Origin of the sequence: Streptomyces sp. NRRL F-5630 (assembly GCF_000719475.1) — a bacterium.
Lineage (GTDB): Bacteria > Actinomycetota > Actinomycetes > Streptomycetales > Streptomycetaceae > Streptomyces.
This window is the reverse complement of sequence record NZ_JOGO01000094.1, coordinates 1-19,375: the sequence shown is the minus strand read 5'-3', so window position 1 is coordinate 19,375 and position 19,375 is coordinate 1. Positions and strand designations below refer to the sequence as shown.

Sequence of the window (19,375 nt, the reverse complement as noted above, 5' to 3'; positions counted from 1 at the left end):
CACGTTGCTGGTCCATACTCCGAGGCGTACCTCAATCTCCTCGCCCTCGAAGACAACGATCTCGATGTGCTTGCGGGGTACGGGCTTCTCCGCGCCCTCCCGCTCGACCCACTGCGCGAGGGCTGCGAAACCGCGCTGGAAGGCCACCGCTGCCTTCCCTGTCCGTTTCCTGCTCTCCGCCCCTCCCGCACCCTCTGCGACCCCTGTCGGGGCCGTCTGGGCGGGCTGGAGCCCGAGCGCCGCGAGCCGCGCCCGCTGCTCGGCGCTGAGCCGCGTCCACACCCGCGGTTCCTGCTGCCGGGCGACCCACGCCCCCAGGGCATCGCCGTCGATGCGTACCCCGGGCGCGATCTCCGGCACGCGTCCGCCGGGCTCGTCGGCGGCCAGGAGCACGAGCTGCCGACAGCAACGCTGCCAGTCCAGCGGCCACGGGCAATCCCAGTCCTCATCCACCGCCCGCAGCTGCGCGGCGCGCGCGGCGGCCCGCTCCGAATTCTTCCCGAGGCCGCCGAGCCGGCGGAGGTTCGCCATGAGGTCCCCGACGCGCACGACGTCCTCGCCCTCTCCCCACACCTCGCGCCTGCGGGGGGCGAGGTGCCCGTGCGCCGCCCGGTAGGAGCGAAGGGCGGCGAGCGTACGCTCCCACGCCTCTTCCTGCGGCTCCCACACCATCCCCTCCCCGTCGAGCAGCTCGACGCGGTGCGCGCCGAGGATGCCCTCGCGGCGGGCCCGGCGCTGCGCGGCGACCCACCGCCCCACCGGGTACCGCCGTGACGCCCCCGCAGTGACCTCGGCGTCGTACGGGACCGCGCACAGCCCGCTCACCCGCTGCTCGGCCCGCCAGGCGCGGAGGGCCTCGTAGCCCTCCAGCCATACCAGCGACTCCGGCTGATACACCCGCGTCCGCAGGAACGCGGCGATGGTCGCCGCCGAGCGCGGCGTCGAGAACCGCAGCAGCACCGACTCCGACTTCTCCGCGCCCGCCCCGGCGCCGTCCTCGCCCTGCTCCTGGCCCTCGACGGCCTCGACGCTCTCGGAGGCCGGGGTGGACGTCCCGGAGTCGGACAGGACCCGCGAGGGTCCCGCCCCGGCCTCCTCCGCGCTGCGCGCGCTCGCGCTCTCAGCCCGCACGCGGGCCCGGAGCATGAGCTTCTCGACCAGGTGCTCGGAGTGCGAGCGGAGGCCCTGGAGGACGGCGACGAGCGGCCGGTACGCCTCGCTCGCGACCATCCTCTCCCCGTCCTCGTCGGCCTGGAGGAAGACGGGCACGATGATCCGCGCCGTCTTCGTCCGCCCGTCCGGGTTCGGACGCAGCGCACGCCCGATGTTCTGCACGATCTCCACCTGAGAACCGCGCGCGTCGGCAAAGCAGATTGCCTCCACCCCGCGTTCGCCCACGATGTCCATTATCTAGAGGTGGGGAAGTGTGAGGGACGTTTGCTGCGCTTGCTCCAGCGGGCGGTGGCGGCTCCACACTGCCGACGCTGCGCTCCGGCTTGGTCAATCACTGATCGATGTCGTCGAAGAGGCTGCGATGCGAGCCGGAGGGCTGGTGTCTGCCCCGCTGGCCGCCGTGATCGGTCGTAGCGTCAGGCTCCCAGCTGTCGTTGCTGGGTGGCCGAGACCGACGCTCGTCGTTATAGAAGTCGCGTGCATGGTAGAACTCTGCGGCCGCGTCGTCGTCGCCCCGTTCGTCGAAGGCCAGGTAGTACCAGAACAAGGCGCGCTCGATGGGGTCGTCATCGTCTCCGGTAGCGTCCTCGAGCCACTCACCCACCACATCGACAAGTGTTGGAACGAGCTCTTGCCGCACGTGCTCGAACAACTGCTCATGCTCCTCGTCGGTGAGGAGGAGGTGCCAGACCTTCTTCTGCCACTCCTTGGTCTCGATCCAGGAAGCGTCGGGGCCGGAGACAGCGAGCTCTTTCATGCGCTCAACGGCACGTTGCCGAATGTCTTCTGTCAGTAGACCGGCCTGGTGGAGCCGTGCGAGTACCGTCGTTCGGGTGTCGTACTGGGCGGGGGAGTGGAACTTGATGAGTATTTCGCTCAGTTGCGGGTCTGCAGCCATATAGGCACGCAGGAACGTGTCGGAGCCGCGGTACACCACATATGCCAGGACGGCTTCTTCCGGAGGCAGATGGTGCTGCCATGATGCGAGGCGGCCGTAGTGGCGGGCACGCACGGCGGCCAGACGTTGCGCTGCCTGCTTGTAGAGCGAGGGCGGGATACGCAGGAGGGTGCCTTGGCGTTGCTCGCTGTCGCGGTCGAGACAGTCGGTGCGTGACAGGAGCGCCTGGTCGGTCATGCCGGTGAGGACGACCGGCAGCAGGTGTGGCTGGGTGGCCAGCCAGGCGGCGAAGCCTTCTCGAAGAGTGGGGTGGTGGAAGGCCCAGTAGCCCTGTCCGTCGGATGATGTGTTGAGGCGGAGGAAGGTACCGGTGAGTGCGGTCAAGGCTTTGCTGACGCCGGCCTGCGTGGAGCCGGCTCGCTCGATGATGTCGCGGTCGCCGGCATCGAGGGTGATCGGGTTTGGCAGGCCGGGCAGCGTCTCGTCTCGGGCCGTTGCGTACGTGAGTGCGAGCGCCGCGTGGGCGTGGGTGTCCAGCTGGTCGTAGACATCGCTGAGCAATTGCTGGGACTGCGCCATAAATGCCGTGATGCCCTGCCGTGTCAGGGGCAGTTTAGAAGTGAACGCCTGCAGCCCCAGACGACGTGCGGCCTCGGGGCGGAAGGGGGCGGCGTCGGCTGCTGCTTCCAGGTGCGGTTTCATCTGGGCGCGTACGTCTTGGGGCTGGTCGCCGGCGGAGAGGTGGTTGTACAGGATCTGTTGCCGCTCTTCGCGGGTGAGGTCGGCGACGTCTACGGTGACCTGCTGTTCGTGCAGCCGGGGGTAGGAGTACGGCTTCAGCAGCGGGCGGGCTTCGTTGTAGATGTAGCTGCGGGAGGTCAGTACCACTCGGGCGCCGTTCTTGACCGCGCTCATCACGTGTGGCAGGTCGCGTGCCCAGGCGTGGGTGAGGTGTTCCTCGTGGCGGACAGCGCCGAAGGCGTCGTCGAGCCAGAAGAACTGGTTCTTCTCGTGCGGATTCCAGCGTTGTACGAGTTCTTCGGAGGTCCGGGCCTTGATAGCCATGCAGTCCCAGTTATCAGCCGCGCTGATGGCCAGCATCAGCGCGATGACGGACTTGCCGACGGCCGGATCGCCTAACAGCAGCACAAAGCCGTGGTCACGCAGCGCGCGGGCGGCCTTGCGGTAGGCGCCGGTGACGACGAACGTGGCCACCTGCTCGGGCGCGGACGCCATGAGTACCGAGGCCTGGGCGTAGGCACGCTCGTCGAGGATCTGCGAGAGATCACCGAGCCCGTAGACGCGGGGGACGAACATTCGCAGCCTGCGGTGCGTGGCGATCATGTCGCTCAGCCACTGACCGTCCAGGACTAGCGGATGCGTGACCCCGCATGCGCTCAGCCGACGGCGGATCTCCTCCTCGGAGGTGCCGGTGACCCGCGCGTTTGTCAGCAGTACGTATGTTCCGCACACTCCGCGCTTCACCAGGGCGCTGACCTTATCGAATTCGTCTTCCAGCTCCGACGGGGCGAGCGTGGTGTCGGCCTTCTTGGTGTGCTTGCACTGCAGCACGAACGGCCCTGGCGGAACGTCGCGAACGCCACTGGGGTCGGTCGGCGGCTGCCAGGTGCCGTAGAACGCGCCGTCTCGGCCTCCGTCGTTGGAGTCGGCGAATGCCTGCACCGAATGCCCCCACACCTCCCGCAGGACAGCCGCGCACAGGTCCTGGAAGGCCCGCCAGCCCAAGGTGTGCAGGGTAAACCGGGGAGAGCCGGCAGCCACGACTTCGCCTGCGCTGCTCACGCGCCGTCCTCGCTGTCGTGTTCATCGGCGTCATGGTCGGCGAGTGCGGCCATCGCCTCCCACATGGCCTCATCGTCGTAATCCGGCACCACCAGGTCAGGTGTCAGGTCGTTGCTGTCGGGGTCCAGGTTCTCGGACTGGGCCAGCACCTCGACCAGGAACCGTCGCGCGGCCTTCAGCAGGTCGGGATCATTCAGCCACAGCCCGAACTCCAAGCTGCGGCGGGAGCTCCCCGTGCCGTTGGCGCTGCCTAGCCACAGTCGGTGCGGCGTGAAGCCGGTGACATCTGCCACGCCTCCCAGAGCGTCTTCGTCATGCCACCACAGCTCACCTAGCAACAGCATTTTGGTGTGAAGTATCGGGACGAGATGGTTTCCGGCCTTGCGATAGCCCAGGGTGCGTAGTGCCGGGAGCCGGACGCGTTCCTGCGGCGAGCCAGGGCCCAGCACTGGTGCCTTGCCGTCCTGGTGGAAGCGCAGCTCCTCTAGCTCGGAGAAAGCCCAGGTTGGGAGGCCAGCCGCGTCTTTCACAGCCTCGGCGACCTTCCGCAACCGCTCTGCGTGGTACTTGCCCCGTGGCTGTTTGCTCACCACCACGCACGCGGCGGGGAACTCGGCGATGCGCTGCAGCAGCTCGGCATCGTCCATCCATAAAAAGGCCCCGAGCATCGCAGGGCCCAGGCTTCTCGACCGCCGCTGCTGTTCGAGATCACGCCGGAACTTGTCAATCCCCTCGATGAGACCTGCCAGCACGTTCGTCCCGAACTGGACAGGACGCTTCCCGTCCTCCAGGACTGCCTGCACGTCGAACTGCTTGGAAAACGACGGATCCATATGCCCCCCTGTGCTGCCAGCATTATGACGCGACACCACGGATTGCCGGGTGCTGAGCGGCAGCGGGGAGCATGGTGGCCCGGGGCCCCTTCAGTCCACGCCGACCTGCCCTGGCCGCGCCGACGCGTACCTGACCGGCGCCAAGACGTCGGCTGCGGGGCGCGGATTATCCATAGGTGCGCGGGCTTGTGTGGTGTGTTCGGTGTGGTTCCCACCTGGTCGTGTGGCAGCTGTCTGGAACGGGCACCGAACCTCGGCGGGGCTTGGTTGTGTTTGGTAGGTGGAGCAGACCTACGTAGCTGAGCGCTCGATCTCCCCGGTCACCGGTGTGGAGCGGTGGGTGGTGGCCGATACACGCACCTTCGACCTGCATGTAGAGGCGTGTGCTTTTTTGGCGGGGTTGCGTAGCAAGGGCCGCTCGCCGAACACGGAACGGGTCTACGCAGGCCGCCTCGCCCTCTACCTGAACTACTGCGCAGGGCACCGTATCGAGTGGTCGCGTCCGAGTTTCATGGCGCTGTCCGGGCTGCAGCAGTGGCTGGTCACCACGCCGCTGCCGGCCCGCAGCCGCCGCTCCCCGGCAACGGCTGCGCCCCGCTACCGTTCGCAGGGTACGGCGAACGCGGTGATGACGGCGGTCACGGACTTCCTGCGCTTCGGCGCGCTCCACAGCTGGGTTCCGGCCCAGACGGCCGGCTTGCTGTCGGAGCCGAAGTTCCTGCGGTTCTTGCCGGCCGGTTATGACGCCGGCGAGCGCAGCCAGTGGCGTCAGGTCCAGGCGTCGGCCTTCCGTTTCCAGGTCAGCGAGCCCGGCTACGAGGACCTGTCCCCGGAACAGATCCGCCGCATGATCGCGGATACGCCCCGGGCGCGGGACCGTTTCCTCGTCGTGCTGCTCGCCGCGACCGGCCTGCGGATCGGGGAGGCTCTGGGCCTGCGCCAGGAGGATCTGCACTTCCTGGCCTCGTCACGCTCCCTGGGATGCCCCGTGGAAGGTCCGCACCTTCATGTGCGGCGCCGCACCGACAACCCGAACCGGGCCCTGGCCAAGTCCCGACACTCCCGCTGCCTCCCTGTTACCCCCGACATCGTCGCCTTCTACACCGACTACCAGCACGAACGGACCCCGGTGGCCGCCGCGGCCGAGACCGGCATGGTGTTCGTGAACCTTTTCCGGCCCCCGCTGGGACGGGCCATGACCTACCCGAACGCCAAGAACGTCTTCGACCGTCTGGCCCGCCGCGCCGGGCACCCGGCTCGCCCGCACATGCTGCGCCACTCGGCGGCCACCCATTGGCTACGTGAAGGAGTGGACCGGGACGTGGTGCAAAAGTTGCTGGGTCACGCCTCGCCGCTGTCCATGGACCGCTACCGCCACGTCGATGAGTCCGAAACCCGGGCGGCTGTCGACCGGGCCCAGGCATGGAGGGAGGACCAGTGAGCACGGCTGGTGCGCCTGCCGTCGCACGTTCCGCACCGACGAAGGCCACGAAGAAATCGTGGGAGACGTGGTTGCATGCCCACATCGAGCCCGCGTGGCGGCCGGGGGAGTGGGACAGCGCCAGATGGCTGTTCACCGGAGACCTCGACAATCCGCGCACCTCGTCCTCCCGGTGCCGCACCCGCCGCTGCGACGTGATCGTGCGCGCTCAGGAGACGTTCTGTACCTACTGCTCGGACCAGCGAAGGAAGAGTGGTCTGCCGCGGGAAGAGTTCGCCGCCACTTTCATCCCTGCTCGTTCTAGATCCCTCCCGTTGACAGTCGTCGGGCCGTGCACGCTCACCCGGGACGGTGTGCGGTGCGTACGCCCTCAGGTAGCGGGAGGCCTGTGCGCCGCCCACCACGGATCATGGAAGTACCACAAGTCCAGAGGCACGCTCAAGCGGTGGCTTCGCAGCCGGGCAACACCGTTCACCGAAAACCCGGACTGCATGGTGACCCACTGCTCCGGCTGGGCGATGAACTCCAGTGGGCTGTGCAACTACCACTGGCGCGCCTGGAGAGCGGAATGCCGCTCCAGCACCGACCCCATGCCTGCCGCGCAGTGGGCACCGGACCAACCCCTGTATCTGCTGGCGCACCAGTTCCACCTCGCCCCATTGCCCCAGCTGCTGCGCTGGGAAGCGCTGTACGCCGTGCAGCAGATGGACCAATGGGTACGCGCCCTGGAACCTCACTGGATCCGCGGCGTGATCAGCCACCTCACCACGGCCGACACCCTGCTGGACGCCGCCAACGCGGCCCGGCTCACCAAGCCGCACCAAGCTGCCGTCCGCACATTGGAAAACCTGCAGTCCGCCGCCCGCGCCGGATACAGCGAGTTCTCCGGAATCACCCTCATCGACCAGGACATCATCGATCTGCGCGTCCTCGGGCTGCGCCACAGCGCCTCCGGCAAGCGCCGACAGCTTCCCGGCCGCGTCGATCTCCGCATAGTCCGCCAGCCCTGGCTACGCCAGGCGCTGCGTCATTGGGTGACCACCGCCCGACCCACCACGGAAGATTTCAAGCGCACGTTCCACGCGACGACCATCGCCTCTACGGCTCTCGCCCAGCGCGCCGACGCCGGCGATGTGCCTGCCGCCCTGACGTTCGCCGATGCCACCTGGGTCGTCGACGCCTTCCGAGCCGCACGCAGACAAGACGGCACCCCCTACTCCTCCTCCTTCCGACGCAGCCTGCTGGGAATGTTCTTCCAGCTCATCGCCTACGGACGCCGCTGCGGCACCCTCGACGACCTGGCCGGCACCTTCACCCGCGTGCCCGTCGAGCACGTCATCTCCGTGGAGGAGCCCAATGAGGACTTCATCGGCAAGGCCATCCCCGAATCCGTCATCCGGCAACTGGACGCCCACCTCGACACCCTGGGCACCGGAAACACCTACGGCTGCCGCGACATCGCCCCAGACGCCCGGCAGCTGCTGTACCGCACGATGTACATCGTCCTGCGCGACACCGGACGCCGCCCCCTCGAGATCGTCTCCCTGACCCGCGACTGCCTGGAAAACCACAACGGCCAGCCCACCCTGATCTGGGACAACCACAAGAGAAAACGCCACCGCAGACGTCTGCCGATCACAACCTCCACCGCCGACGCCATCCGAACCTGGCAAGCCTGCCGCGACCAACTGCACCTCCCCGCCAAGGGAGACCGATTCCTCTTTCCCTCCCTCACCCCCCTGAGCGACGCCCCCCATATCTCCAGCACCTACCTCAGCGACGCCCTCAGGCTCTGGGCAGACGCCCTGCCCCAGCTCCACGCCGAGGGCACCGACTCCAAAGGACAACGCCTGATCTTCGACCGATCCCTGATCTACCCCTACGCCTTCCGCCACTCCTACGCCCAGCGCCACGCAGACGCCGGCACCCCCGTCGACGTGCTACGCGAGCTGATGGACCACAAATCCATCGCCATGACCCAGCGCTACTACACCGTCTCCCTCAAACGGAAGAGCGAAGCCGTAGCCAAACTCAGCACACACGTCCTCGACCAGCACGGCCACCCCAGCCCCAGCTCGAGCACCGCCTATGAGATGCGCACCGTCGCCGTCCCCTACGGCGGCTGCACCGAGCCGTCAAACGTCAAAGCCGGCGGCCAGGCTTGCCCCATCCGCTTCCAATGCGCCGGCTGCGGCTTCTACCGCCCCGACCCCTCCTACCTGCCCGCCATCGAGCACCACATCAACGAACTACGAGCAGACCGCGAAACCGCACTCGCCATGGGCGCAGCCGAGTTCGTCACCACCGCCCTCACCGCACAAATCACCGCCTACCAGCGCGTCATCGACCGCATGAACACACACCTGGCGTCCCTCCCCGCCTCCGAACGCGCCCAGATCGAAGAAGCCAGCACCGTGCTGCGCAAAGCACGAGCAAGCCACAACCACACCCTCCTACCCCTCACTCCTGCCCGACCGAAAGACCCGCGATGAATCCCCGCGGCAACCCCGCCCCCCTCGCCGAAGCCAGACGCCGTCACAGCCTCGACAAACGAGCCCGTGTCCTCACCGTTCTTGCCGCACTCGAGAAACAGGGAAAGCCGCTCACCTTCGCCGCAATCGCCCGCGCCGCCCGCGTCTCCACCTGGCTCACCTACGCCCCCGGCGTACGCGAGCACATCGAAGCGGCCCAACTACGCCAAGCCCACAGCACCCCACCACCTGCCACGGGAAGCCCGCCCTCCCCGCTTAGCCTGCGCAGCGAACTCGAAATCGCCCGGCAAGAAATCAAAGACCTCCGCGACGAACGTGACCGGCTCCGGGCAGCCCTACGCCACCAACTCGGTCAGCAACTCGATGTCATCCACGCCTCTGACGCAGCGACCAGAGCGGACGAACTGACCGCTCTGAATCAGGACCTCACTCGCCAGCTACAGGAGGCTTCCTCAGAGAACGCCGCGTCCCGCGCACGCATCACCGCCCTCGAAGAAGACCTGATTGCTGCCCGGACCAGCCTGCGTCGGATGATCCGCACCGAGAACACGGCTCGCTGAACGTCACCCACGGCGGTTATGCCCACTCCATGCCGAGCTTCCGGAGGGCGTCGAGTTGTTCGGCTGTGAGTTTGTCGCGGCGGGTCTTGGCATTCGATAGCCATACGCCGAGCTTGTGGTGGTGCTCCTGGCCGTCGATGACGACGCGTTCGACGTGTCCCCTCGGCACAGGCCGTTGGCCTTCCCGTTCGACCCACTGTGCGAGGGCCGCGAGGCCACGCTGGAACGCCTGCTGTGCCTTGCCCTGGCCCTTCGTCGACCGCGCAGCCGCCGGGGCGGGAGGGGGCGTCTCGACGGGCTTGATGCCCAGCTTGGTCAGCCGTTCCTGCTGATCGGTCGACAGCTGCGCCCACGCGCCTGGGTTCTTCTGCCGCTCCAGCCATCGTCCGATGTCGTCGCCGTCGAAGGTGACGCCGGGGTCGATGTGAGGCAGGACGCCGTCGGCGTCGACGAGGTCGGCCAGGACGCGGTGGTGGCGTTGCCAGTCGAGTGGCCAGGGGCAGTTCCAGTCCGGGTCGATCTCCGCGAGCTGCGCCGTAAGCTGCTCCGCTAACGCTGGGAGGGGGGTTTGTTGGTGTGCGGTGAGGCGGCTGGTCTGGTGTGTTGCTGGTTCGCTGAGAAGTGGAGTTGGCGGTCTTGGCAGCTGGGTCGGCGTATCTGAGCTGGAGTTATGTGTTCTGCGCTGAGGGCAGCTGGGTGTGTTGTAGGTAGTTCTAGCGTGTAAAGGCCCGATTGGTGTTTGTGCTGGTCAGAGCCTTTTGCCTGTCTGATGGGCGGGGCTAAGGGCTGTCCCGTAAGTGATCTTGCCCTGCGATGATCTCGACCGTGTCACACGTGACCACAGCGTCTGAGCCGTCATGGATAGCCCCGTTCACTGGTGTGACTCCGCGCCAGTTCAACCGGGTGGTGAGTGCCCTGCGGAGGGAAGGCGCCGACGTCGCTCGGCGAGGTCGACCGTGGGGGATTTCGCTGGAGAGCCGGGTGCTTCTGGTGGCTGCCTACTGGCGCACCAACCTGACGCTGCGGCAGCTCGCCCCGCTCTTCGGTGTCTCGAAGTCCGCGGCTGGCCGCATCGTCAGGCACGTCGGTCCTCTTCTCGCGTTCCGGCCCCGGAAGCGGTTTCGCAAGGACGCGGTGCTCATCGTGGACGGCACTCTGGTTCCCACCCGCGACCACGAGGTGGCGGAGCGGTCCAAGAACTACCGGTACTCGACGAATCACCAGGTCGTCATCGACGCGGACACCCAACTGGTGGTCGTGGTCGGCCGGCCACTGCCGGGCAACCGCAACGACTGCAAGGCATGGGAGCTGTCCGGGGCGAAGGCCGCTGTCGGGAAGGCCGCAGTGATCGCCGACGGAGGCTATCGAGGTACTGGGCTCGTCATCCCACACCGCCGTGCCCCTGGGCCGAACTGCCTGCCTGGAAGGAGGAGCACAACGCCTCTCACCGCAGGATCCGCGCGCGGGTTGAGCATGCCTTCGCCCGGATGAAGACGTGGAAGATCCTGCGCGACTGCCGTCTCAAGGGCGATGGCGTGCACCATGCGATGCTCGGCATCGCCCGTCTGCACAACGTCGGGCGCCGTGACTGACTGCACCCGGCCCGAAGGACTGTCCGTTCAGGATTCAGCGGGCAGTAGCTGGACCAGGCCGACCCAGTTCTCCTCGTCCACCTTGGTCTGGGTGGCGCGGACCCTCCAGCGGCCGGCGGGCAGCGAGACCGACATCTCGGCGGGCATCCCGCCGCCGGGGTACTCGATGCCCAGGTCGGAACCCGCTTCGGCGGAGTCCATGAGCACCGCCGGTCCGTCCGAGGCCCAGGTGCCACACTCCTCCTACACCGTGGCCGGGTCTGCGAGAGCAGTGTCGGCCGCAGCTCTCAGTCCGGCCTCGGAGTCGGCGGCGAGCCACCGCAGGAACGCTCGATGCTGGGGCAGATAGCAGCTGGTCGCCGGCTCGTCCGCCAGCACCAGTGCCTGCGCACCGATCTCGTCGAGAGAGATCACACCGGCCAGCTCGTCCACCGCGCAGGCCCGGTCGTAGTCGTCTGGGGTGGTGGCGTCTCCCGCCATGAGCCCACTTTCCGTGCACCCGCCCCAGGAGGCCAGGGCGGAGACGGGGACGACGATCAGAGGACCGCCCAACGACTCCACCCAGACAGTGGAGGGGGCGGGGCGGAGGCATCGTCTGCGGTGGATGAAGAGGTGATCATGCACGTCCGTGTGCCCTCGCCCACTGACAACGTCCCCGCAGTCATCGGAACCCAGCACGGGAAAGGCTCAGCGCCTATGGCAAGCAGCAGTTACGGGACAGCCCTTAGGTCGTGCTGAATGCGTGCCTTTCCCTCTTCCCGATAGCGGCAACGCCGCACGCCGTGTGTGGGCGAACACGTTGATCGTGCCTTCGGCTCCGGAGCGGACCGCTTGGCGGGTCCTCCGCTCGGGCGTCGGGTGCTCGGCACGTACTCACCAGCCGGTGCCGGATACCTCAGGTGATCAGGCCGGCGCTGATCAACCAGATGTGTTCGCATGTCTCCGACGCCTCCTGAAGGTTCTCGCGGGATTCCTGTGAGGCGTGGTAGAAGGTCCGCTCGATCATCCAGCACAGGGCACGTGCCATTGCTGAGGCCTGGTCCGGTCGGGTGCCGGCCTGGATGCCGGCGCGTTCCAGGACGGCGGTGATGGCCGCGATGAACAGGTCAGCCGTGTGGTTCCACAGCTCGCCGATCTCTGGCACGGTCAGCGACAGGTCGATCGCCGTGCGCATGACCAGGCCGTGCTCGTTCCACAGTTCGACCGTGCGCTGCATGGCCGTCGCGATGGCCTGGCGTGGCTCGTCCGTCTGCGCGGTGGCCCGGGATCGTTCCCACAGGTGCTCCACGGTCCGGGCGACGAGTGCCGTGACCACTTCTTGCTTGGAGCCGAAGTAGAAGTACAGGGCACCACGTGTGATGCCGGCGCCCTGGGCCACGTCGCCGACGGTCATGGCGTCGTAGCCCTTGCCCGCCAGCAGCGCCTCGCAGGTGTCGAGGATGGCCCGCTCCCGGACATCTCCCTTGCGCTCGGTGGTACGACGGCCGCGCGCGGGAGGTCGGCCGGGCATTAGAGCTGAGCGCCTTCGGCGAAGTCGGTCGTACGCGAGAGGGCCTCCCACGCGCGGATGTCCTCGTCCACGGCCGTGCGCGCGGCGGTGACCAGTCGCAGCGCGTCGGAGCCCAGGACGAGGTGGGCCGGCGGCTGCTCGGCCGACGCGATGTGGACGACCGCTTCCCCGGCCTTGGCCGGGTTACCCAGCTGCTTGCCGCTGGCCTTCTGACGCGCTGCACGGATGGGGGCGAACAGCGCGTCGTAGTCGTCGACGGTCCGTGCGGCGCGTGTCATGGACCGTCCGGCCCAGTCGGTGCGGAAGGAGCCGGGCTCGATCGCCGTCACCTGAATGCCGAACTGCGCGACTTCCTTGCCCAGCGCCTCGAGGATGCCTTCCAGGGCGAACTTGCTGCCGCAGTAGGCGGACATGCCGGGCACAGCCATGAGCCCGCCCATGGAAGTGACGGCCATCAGGTGTCCGCGGCGGCGTGCGCGCATGTGGGGCAGCGCCGCCTGCAGGGTGGCCACGGCCCCGAACACGTTGACCTCGAACTGCCGCCGTACCTCGGCCAGTGGGGTTTCCTCGAAGGTTCCTTCCAGGCCGTAGCCGGCGTTGGCGACGACGACGTCCAGGGTACCGACGCTGCGCTCGACCTCCGCGACCACGCTGGAGACGGCATCACTGTCGGTCACGTCCAGGATGCGGCCGTGAGCGTGCCCGGGCCTGAGTTCCTCGAAGGACTGCAGATCCTTTTCGGAGCGGACGGTGCCGACCACGGTGTGCCCGGCGGCCAGGGCGGCTTGCGCGAAAGCGCGCCCCAGGCCCGTGCTCACGCCGGTGATGAGCCAGTTCTGCTTCTGCACTGTTCCTCCAGCAAGTCTTGCGAGGAGCCGAGCCGGCCCTCCAGCGAAAGTCTACACGGTGTCGATTTTTTTCGTTACTACGTCGATACTGGCGAGGATCGCAGGACGGGGTGGGTTCCCAAAGTCCTTCACGTGCCGCGCATCGCCCGGATCGGCGCCTTCAAGGTCCAGCACTCAGGCTGTCGACCGGGTTGGCGACGGATAAGGTCCGATCTGCCGCACGGGGAGGATCCTTTGGCGATGACTCGGCCGACGTGCGAGGTCCGCCGGTTGGGCAGCCTCCTCGCGGCTCACCGGGCGGGTGGCGCACAGGTCCTCGGTGTCGTGGTGGATGCCTGTCGGCAGGCGGGCGGTCTGTAGCGGGTCAGACCACCGGACGGCCATGGACCGTCCGGAACTGGTTTTCGGCGTCGTCGCTGCTGAGTAAGTTCTGCGAGGTGACGTGAAGTGGCTCTTTGGAGTGACGAGGACCTATGTGCGAGGCCGTAGTGTCGGACGGGTGAGAGTGAGGGACGGCAGGTGGCCCGGCTGGAGTGCCGATGCCGGGCTGGTCGTACTGACGTTTGTGCCGGCGCTGCTGTCGCAGCCGTACGTGGACACTTCCGGGCCGGCCTGGGTATCGCTCATGGCGTACGAGGCGGTGGGCGTGGTGGTCCTGCTGTTGCGGCGTCGGCTGCCGACCACCGCCTTCGTCGTGGGTTTCGGGGCTCTTCTGGCGGCGCTGGTGGGGAGTGCGGGCGAGGGGGCCAAGCTGTCGCCTCTGGTCTTCCTGCCGTTGGCGGTGCTGCTTTACAACCTGGGCCACCACGGCGTGCACTGGCGGCGGACCGTGTCGGCGGTTCTCGGCGTCAGCGTGCTGTGCGTGGCCGGTCTGTGGGTGAACCGGTTGACGACCGACTCCGGCGACTTCCAGGGCGGCCTGGACGTCCTCGCCGCGCTGGCCCCGATGCCGCTGGCATGGGCGATGGGCTTTGCCGCGCGCACCCGGCAGGCACTGCTGGCCGCGGCCGAGCGGCGGGCCGCCGACGCGCGCCGCGCACAGGCCCTGGAGGCGGCGCAGGCCACGCAGCGCGAGCGGACACGGATCGCGGGCGAGATGCACGACGTGGTCGCGCACTCGCTGACCCTGCTTGTGGTGCACGCGGAGACGCTGCGGGCCCGCGGCGGCGAGCTGCCCGACTGGGCCCGTGCCCAGGTCGACGGCCTTGCTGCGGCGGGCCGGCAGAGCAGCGGCGAGCTGCGTGACCTGCTGCGGATGTTGCGCGACCCGGCGGACGCCGTCCCGCTCCAGCCCGTGCCGGACCTCGGTGAGCTGGAGGCGTTGCTTGACAGCCACCGTGCCGTTGGCGGAACGGTCGGGCTGACGATGGACGTCGCGCCGCAGTCCGTGCCGGGGGCGGTGCAACTGGTGGTGTACCGCGTCGTGCAGGAGGCACTGGTCAACGCACGCCGGTACGCGCCCGGAGCGCCCGTCCAGGTGACCGTCCGCGGGAAGGACGGCGGTGAGCTGCGGTGTGAGGTCGTGAACGGCCGCGGGGTGCGGCAGGCCGCGGCCGGCGTGGGCATCGGGCTCGGCCTGGTCAGCATGGAGGAGCGGGTGGGCGCGCTGGACGGCGAACTCGCCGCGGGCCCGACCCGTGACGGCGGCTTCCGCGTCGCGGCGACGATGCCGTGGGAGCAGACGGATGCCTGAGCAGATCAGCGTGCTCGTCGTGGACGACGAGCCGGTCATCCGCACCGGGCTGAGCGTGATCCTGAACAGCCAGGCGGACATCACCGTGGCGGGCACCGCGAACGACGGTGAGGAAGCCGTCGAGGTGTGTGCGCGGCTGCGGCCGGATGTGCTGGTGATGGACATCCGGATGCCGCGCCGCGACGGCTTGTGGGCGCTGGCCGAGCTGGGCCGCCGGGGTCTGCTCGGGCCGGGGCGCAGCCGGGCGCTCATGTTGACCACGTTCGACCTGGACGCCTACGTCGACGATGCGCTGGCGGCCGGGGCCTCCGGCTTCCTGCTGAAGAACAGTTCGTACGAAGAGCTGACTGCGGCCGTGCGTGCCGCGGCTGTTGGGCACAGCGCGCTGAGCCCCGCCGTGACCCGGCGGATCATCGAGGGCCACCTCGGCGGCCGGCGTCAGCCCAGCGACCATGACCTGGCCCGGCTGAGAGACCTCACCCAGCGGGAGGTCGACGTGCTGCGTCTGATCCGGGACGGTCTGAGCAACGCCGAGATCGCCGACCGGCTTTTCGTCAGCCTGCACACGGTCAAGACGCACGTCAGCCGCGTGCTCACGAAAACCGGCTGCCAGAGCCGGGCACAGGCGGCGGTGCTGGCCAGGACCACCCTGTCCTGACCTGACCTCGGTCGGGGGGCGGGTCGGCGTGGCGCCGTACCCCGCGGAGTCATTCCTTGGAGTGAGCCCGCGCCGGTGGGAAGCCCGCCATCGAGCGATGTGCCGGCGGCGCGCCACTGACTGAATGGACGGTGTGCGCGGGACCCGCTGACCGGGCGCTCATCAGGCGATCGCCCGGTCCCTCGACGCACGCAGCACATCCTCACGCGCCGAAGGGAACTGCCATGTCCGCACCCACACTGTCCCGCCGCCACCGAATACACCGCGGAGCGCTGACCATCGCATTGACGACCTGCCTGGGCGCGGCGCTCGCGAGCTGCTCGGACGAGGCCGAACCGGCGGCCGGGCAGAGCGCGGCGAGCCAGGCCGCCGACGCGCGGCTGGCCCGTCTCGCGCAGCAGGCGGCCGACACCGGCTCCCTGGGCGTCATCGTCCGGGTCGACTCCGGCGACGGGAAGCCCGTGGAGATCGCCAAGCAGGCCGCCTGGACCAAGGACGACCACAGCCTCGCCGCCGGCGACCGGTTCCGGGTCGGCTCCAACACCAAGACGGTCACCGCGACCCTCGTCCTGCAGCAGGTCGCCCAGCACAAGATCAGCCTCGACGACACGGTCGAGAAGTGGCTGCCCGGCCTGGTCAAGGGCGGCGAGCACATCACCGTACGGATGCTGCTCAACCACACCAGCGGCCTGGGCGACTTCCTGCTGACCCCACAGTTCCTGCCCTCCCTCACCGGCCAGGAGCAGCGCACCTGGACACCCCAGGAACTGCTCGCCATCACCCCCGAGCAGGACCCACCGACCGAGCCCGGCGAGACGTACTCCTACAGCAACGCCAATTACGAAGCCCTCGGGCTGATCCTGGAGAGGGGCACCGGGAGCAGCCTGGCCGAGCTGATCGAGCAGAAGATCACCAAGCCGCTGGGCATGAAGGACTCCTACCTCGCCACGAACGCAGACTGGGGCACCGGCAAAAACAGAGGCAAGCAGCACGTCACCGGCTACGAGCCGGACGCCGCGCGACTGAAGCAGATCCTGTCCGCAACCGTGGACCTGCCCGACGGCGTCGGCTTCGCCGGACCCGAACGTCCCGACGACAACGTCGACACTGCCGCCATCGACCCGAGCTGGTCGTGGGCGGCAGGCGGCATGGTCTCCACCGCGGCGGACTGGCAGACCTTCCTCACCGCGCTGAAGTCCGGCGAGCTGCTGCCCGAAACCCAGCTGAAGCAGATGCGGACCACCGTGGACGCACCCGAGGAAGGCGGCGGCTACGGACTGGGGCTGATGCGGGTGGACACGGCCTGCGGCACGGTCTGGGGTCACACCGGTGGTCTGCCCGGCTACTCCAGTGAGATCTACACCGACGCCACCGGCACTCGCAGCGTCGCGGTCTTCACCAGTACGAACTTCGGCATCAAGGAAAAGAAGGCCGCCGCCACGAACAGGGCCCTCGTCGACGCCGCGACCTGCCAGATGCTCGGCAAGCCCCAGCCCTCGGACAGCCCGACCGGTTGACGGCCGCGGGCATTAGCCGCATCCGCCTTCGCCGGCGGCCGCCTCGCTGCCGACCTGTACGAGACGTGGGCCATTACGCGCGTTCTGCACAAGAGGCCGGACGAGCCTCGTCCCGCACGACCTCCAGGGCATCGGCACCGGAGACCGGCACCGGCGGAACGGACGGGTTCGTTCCTATCGAGCGAACCTTGGTGGAAGGAGCCGCCAAGGACTCTGAGCCAGACGTCCTCACTCGGCGGCCACCGTTGCCTGCCACGCGCCCGGGCGCATGCCTGTCGCTTTGCGGAAGAACACCGAAAAGTTGGATGCGTCGGGGAAACCGAGTACGTCGGCGCAGCGGGCGGCGGTGAGGCGATCGTGTGCGAGGAGCCGTTTGGCCTCCAGGACGATCCGTTCGACGATGTACGCCTTCGCGGTGCGGCCGGTGGCCTGCTGCACCGCTCGTGAGAGGGTGCGGGGCGCGTAGCCCAGCGCACGGGCGTAGTAGCTGGCGTCGTGGTGCTGCCGGTAGTGCGCTTCGACGCTGGAGCGGAACAACCGGAACACCGGAGGGGTGAGCCGTGCTTCGGCGTGCGGGGGGTGCAGCCGGGTGATGAGCGCGGAGAGCAGGATTTCGGGCAGCTCTGTCCGGGAGCCACTGGGTGGGGCGGATGCTTCGAGGAGGAGATGGCTGCGTGCCGTGTCGACGAAGGGCCAGTCGGCGTCGGGGATGCTCCAGTGTGCGGCCGGGTCTGGGGAGGCGGCCAGTTCTCGAGTGGCGTGGGTGACCGGCGCGGTCGGCACGAACAGCACGAGGTGCCCTGTCACGTCGGCGATGTCATTCCACTGGTGCACGGCGCCGGGTGGAATCCACATTGCGGAGCGGTCTTCGAGCGGGTGGCGGTGGAAATCGACGGTGACTGAGCCGGGTCCGGCGTCGATGACGGCGAGGACGTGGAAGTCGGCGCGCTGTGTGCCGCCGTCGTTCAGCGCGCGAAGGCGGCTGAAGGTCATCGTCTCGACCGAGGAAGCGCGGAGTCCCACGGGTTGGTAGGTCATTTGCCGGATCACGCTCACCTGTCCATTTTCCACCATCGGGTGACCCGTCAGGCCAATGCCCCGTCCGTGGTACAGCAGTTCAATGGATGCAAGGAGCAATCGCTCAGAGCATTCGATCGGGAGGAACTGTCATGGATACGGCGCAGCAGACACTACTGCCCACTTACGACTATCGGCCGGGGACCGGACCGACTCTGGTGTTCCTGCACTACTGGGGTGGTTCCGCCCGTACCTGGGACCTTGTCGTCGACCGGCTGGCGGGCCGTGACGTGCTTACGGTCGACTTCCGCGGGTGGAGCCGGTCGAGCGCTCTGCCCGGTCCCTACACGCTCAGTCAGCTCGCCGATGACACGCTCGCCGTGCTCGCGGACGCGGGGGTGACCGACTACGTCCTGGTGGGGCATTCGATGGGCGGCAAGGTCGCACAGCTGGTCGCGGCCACCCGGCCCGCCGGCCTGCGCGGCATCGTTCTCGTCGCCTCCGGCCCGGCGAAGCCGGCCGCACAGGTCACTCCCGAGTACCAGGAGGCACTGTCGCACGCCTACGACTCCACCGAGTCGGTGGCCGGGGCACGGGATCACGTCCTCACCGCGACCGAGCTGCCCGAGCCGGTCAAGGCGCAGATCGTGAAGGACTCACGGACCGGCGCCGACGCCGCCCGCACCGAGTGGCCGCTGCACGGCATCGCGCAGGACATCACCGAACACACGTGCATGATCAGCGTGCCCGCCCTCGTCATCGCCGGAGAGCTTGACCAGGTGGAGCCCGTCGGCGTGCTCCGCGACAACCTGGTGCCTTACCTCTCCCACCCCGACTTCGTGGTGGTCCCCCGCAGCGGTCACCTGATCCCGCTGGAATCCCCGGCCGCCCTCTTCGACGCCATCACCACATTCGCGCCGGCAGCCTGAGCGTCCCCACGGTTGCCGGGCAGACTGCCACTGTGGGCAGCCTGCTGCGACAGCGGAGTTCGCGCCGGGCAACCACCGGTGCCGGGCGATCCCGGAGGCGCCCGTCCGTGCGGCCGCCCCCGGCGCGCGGCGGATCGATACCGCCCCCGACTACGCCACCGGCCAGGCGCAGCCCCTCATCACCCTGGTCCTGACCGCCCGCCCGCGCCTGCGCATCGCCACCACGCAGACTGGGTTCTTCACCGCGGCCGCCAGCGCCGACGCCGTGAACGACGGCGCCTTTACGGGCCTTGACCGCGACGGCATGCACCGCTAAGCGCTGTCCCGTAATCCCACGAGGCTGAGGGTCATGCCGTGTCCGGGTCGGCGTCGATGGCACCGGCTGAGCGAAGCGAACGCCCGAGGTTTCCG

13 protein-coding genes and 3 pseudogenes are annotated in these 19,375 nt (G+C 68.4%); 8 read left to right on the top strand and 8 right to left on the bottom strand.

The features are described 5' to 3' along the window. The 3 genes from IF99_RS0127650 to IF99_RS0127640 all read right to left on the bottom strand — a co-directional run. Window positions 1–1,398: Helicase associated domain protein (locus IF99_RS0127650; RefSeq protein WP_420705729.1), on the bottom strand; the 1,398-nt coding region annotated here is incomplete at its 3' end. 106 nt (window positions 1,399–1,504) lie between these two features. Continuing rightward, window positions 1,505–3,874, bottom strand: coding sequence for a hypothetical protein (locus IF99_RS0127645; RefSeq protein ID WP_051703717.1), 2,370 nt, complete (start codon window positions 3,872–3,874; stop codon window positions 1,505–1,507). Next, window positions 3,871–4,707 carry a hypothetical protein gene (locus tag IF99_RS0127640; RefSeq protein ID WP_031000634.1) on the bottom strand — a complete coding sequence of 279 codons (837 nt, stop codon included), beginning with the start codon at window positions 4,705–4,707 and terminating at the stop codon, window positions 3,871–3,873. Before IF99_RS0127640 ends, IF99_RS0127645 begins: the two co-directional genes overlap by 4 nt. Window positions 4,708–4,987: 280 nt before the next feature. Here IF99_RS0127640 and IF99_RS0127635 point away from each other — a divergent pair, with 280 nt between their 5' ends. From IF99_RS0127635 to IF99_RS32990, 3 genes are all read left to right on the top strand, one after another. Beyond that, window positions 4,988–6,148 (top strand): tyrosine-type recombinase/integrase, encoded by a 1,161-nt coding sequence (locus IF99_RS0127635; protein ID WP_234340886.1) that lies wholly within the window; start codon window positions 4,988–4,990, stop codon window positions 6,146–6,148. A 590-nt stretch (window positions 6,149–6,738) separates the two neighbouring features. Further along, on the top strand, window positions 6,739–8,640 hold the full coding sequence (locus IF99_RS0127630; RefSeq protein ID WP_234340885.1) for a tyrosine-type recombinase/integrase: 1,902 nt from the start codon (window positions 6,739–6,741) through the stop codon (window positions 8,638–8,640). Beyond that, complete coding sequence (locus IF99_RS32990; RefSeq protein WP_078655308.1) at window positions 8,637–9,200, top strand: hypothetical protein; 564 nt, start codon at window positions 8,637–8,639, stop codon at window positions 9,198–9,200. The genes IF99_RS0127630 and IF99_RS32990 overlap by 4 nt, the downstream gene beginning before the upstream one ends. Before the next feature lie 16 nt (window positions 9,201–9,216). Here IF99_RS32990 and IF99_RS32985 read toward each other — a convergent pair. Then, window positions 9,217–9,750 (bottom strand): annotated as a pseudogene (locus IF99_RS32985) (helicase associated domain-containing protein); the annotation flags it as partial. 275 nt (window positions 9,751–10,025) lie between these two features. On the opposite strand from IF99_RS32985, the pseudogene IF99_RS31235 reads away from it, so the two are divergent. Further along, window positions 10,026–10,792 (top strand): annotated as a pseudogene (locus tag IF99_RS31235) (transposase). A 27-nt stretch (window positions 10,793–10,819) separates the two neighbouring features. On the opposite strand, the pseudogene IF99_RS31230 reads toward IF99_RS31235, so the two are convergent. The 3 genes and pseudogenes from IF99_RS31230 to IF99_RS0127605 all read right to left on the bottom strand — a co-directional run bounded on the left by IF99_RS31230 (window position 10,820) and on the right by IF99_RS0127605 (window position 13,150). Further along, window positions 10,820–11,353, bottom strand: a pseudogene (locus IF99_RS31230) (Imm21 family immunity protein). A gap of 334 nt (window positions 11,354–11,687) precedes the next feature. Further along, a complete protein-coding gene (locus IF99_RS0127610) occupies window positions 11,688–12,302 on the bottom strand; it encodes a TetR/AcrR family transcriptional regulator (protein ID WP_031000628.1) in 615 nt (204 codons plus the stop codon). Beyond that, entirely contained in the window at window positions 12,302–13,150 is an 849-nt protein-coding gene (locus tag IF99_RS0127605; RefSeq protein WP_031000626.1) for an oxidoreductase, read from the bottom strand. Before IF99_RS0127605 ends, IF99_RS0127610 begins: the two co-directional genes overlap by 1 nt. 505 nt (window positions 13,151–13,655) lie before the next feature. Between IF99_RS0127605 and IF99_RS0127600 the strand changes: the two genes are divergently transcribed. The 3 genes from IF99_RS0127600 (at window position 13,656) to IF99_RS0127590 (ending at window position 17,018) form a co-directional block, all read left to right on the top strand. Then, window positions 13,656–14,843, top strand: a complete 1,188-nt coding sequence (locus IF99_RS0127600) for a sensor histidine kinase (protein WP_031000624.1) — start codon at window positions 13,656–13,658, stop codon at window positions 14,841–14,843. Then, window positions 14,836–15,501 carry a response regulator gene (locus IF99_RS0127595; protein ID WP_031000622.1) on the top strand — a complete coding sequence of 222 codons (666 nt, stop codon included), beginning with the start codon at window positions 14,836–14,838 and terminating at the stop codon, window positions 15,499–15,501. Before IF99_RS0127600 ends, IF99_RS0127595 begins: the two co-directional genes overlap by 8 nt. 224 nt (window positions 15,502–15,725) lie before the next feature. Next, window positions 15,726–17,018, top strand: coding sequence for a serine hydrolase domain-containing protein (locus tag IF99_RS0127590; protein WP_199806575.1), 1,293 nt, complete (start codon window positions 15,726–15,728; stop codon window positions 17,016–17,018). A 228-nt stretch (window positions 17,019–17,246) separates the two neighbouring features. Here IF99_RS0127590 and IF99_RS0127585 read toward each other — a convergent pair whose 3' ends face one another. Next, window positions 17,247–18,074, bottom strand: coding sequence for a helix-turn-helix domain-containing protein (locus tag IF99_RS0127585; RefSeq protein ID WP_031000617.1), 828 nt, complete (start codon window positions 18,072–18,074; stop codon window positions 17,247–17,249). 113 nt (window positions 18,075–18,187) lie between these two features. On the opposite strand from IF99_RS0127585, the gene IF99_RS0127580 reads away from it, so the two are divergent. Next, entirely contained in the window at window positions 18,188–18,964 is a 777-nt protein-coding gene (locus tag IF99_RS0127580) for an alpha/beta fold hydrolase (RefSeq protein WP_031000615.1), read from the top strand. The last annotated feature ends 411 nt before the right edge of the window (window positions 18,965–19,375 follow it).

Coding starts and splice junctions, on each gene's coding strand:
- IF99_RS0127640 (WP_031000634.1), bottom strand. CDS start 4,707: ATGGATCCGTCGTTTTCCAAGCAGTTCGACGTGCAGGCAGTCCTGGAG.
- IF99_RS0127630 (WP_234340885.1), top strand. CDS start 6,739: ATGCCTGCCGCGCAGTGGGCACCGGACCAACCCCTGTATCTGCTGGCG.
- IF99_RS32990 (WP_078655308.1), top strand. CDS start 8,637: ATGAATCCCCGCGGCAACCCCGCCCCCCTCGCCGAAGCCAGACGCCGT.
- IF99_RS0127610 (WP_031000628.1), bottom strand. CDS start 12,302: ATGCCCGGCCGACCTCCCGCGCGCGGCCGTCGTACCACCGAGCGCAAG.
- IF99_RS0127595 (WP_031000622.1), top strand. CDS start 14,836: ATGCCTGAGCAGATCAGCGTGCTCGTCGTGGACGACGAGCCGGTCATC.
- IF99_RS0127590 (WP_199806575.1), top strand. CDS start 15,726: ATGTCCGCACCCACACTGTCCCGCCGCCACCGAATACACCGCGGAGCG.
- IF99_RS0127580 (WP_031000615.1), top strand. CDS start 18,188: ATGGATACGGCGCAGCAGACACTACTGCCCACTTACGACTATCGGCCG.